The sequence below is a fragment of the Micrococcus sp. LASM2_SD2 genome, assembly GCF_057364565.1.
Genome location: NZ_JBNFOB010000435.1, coordinates 1 through 827, shown reverse-complemented (window position 1 = coordinate 827; position 827 = coordinate 1). Strand labels below are relative to the sequence as shown.

The 827-nt window shown below is 74.4% G+C and carries 1 protein-coding gene; it reads left to right on the top strand.

Annotated features, from left to right (window positions below; translation table 11 throughout):
* A partial coding sequence (locus AC2W7A_RS12965; RefSeq protein WP_485991686.1) for a DUF3097 family protein occupies positions 1 to 593 on the top strand: 593 nt, incomplete at its 5' end.
* Between the last annotated feature and the right edge of the window lie 234 nt (positions 594 to 827).

Below are 827 nucleotides of genomic sequence, written 5' to 3'. Positions count from 1 at the left end.
GTGCAGCGGGCCCGCAGCGCACGGCCTCCGGGTCCGTGCGGGTGGAGGGCGCCCGCGCACGCACGGCGCGGGCCTCGCGGATCTGGGTGGAGGGCGCCCACGACGCCGAGCTGGTGGAGAAGGTCTGGGGCGAGGACCTGCGCCACGAGGGCATCGTGGTGGAGCCGCTGCACGGCGTGGACGACCTCGCCGGCGCCATCCGCGAGTTCGGCCCCTCGAGCCGGAGGCGGCTCGGGATCCTGGTGGACCACCTGGTGCCCGGCTCCAAGGAGGAGCGGATCGCCGCCAAGGCCATGCGCACCCCCGGCGCGGCCGGCAACGTGCTCATCCTGGGCCACCCCTACGTGGACGTCTGGCAGGTGATCAAGCCCCAGGTGATCGGCATCGACGCCTGGCCCGTGGTGCCCAAGGGGCAGGACTGGAAGACCGGCATCCTCCGCGGCCTCGGCTGGCCGCACCGTACCAAGGAGGATGTCGGACTCGGCTGGAAGCGCCTGCTCTCCCAGGTCCGCACCTACGCGGACCTCGAGCCCTCCCTGCTGGGACGTGTGGAGGAACTCATCGACTTCCTCACCGAGCCCGGCACCGCCTGAGCGGTAGACTGACGCAGAATCGGCCCCTGTGTCCCGGGTGACGGCGCCCCTGCGGCGACCGCAGCTCAGGACCCGGGCCAGACCCCGACCCGACGAGGAGCACCGTGGCGAAGTCCGACCGACGCGCACCCCGACGCGCCGCCGAGACCCCGGCGGGCGACACCCCGGCCACCGCGCAGGCGTCAGGCACGGGCGCCGAGACGGGCGCACCCCAGCAGGACCGCGCGCCCAGCG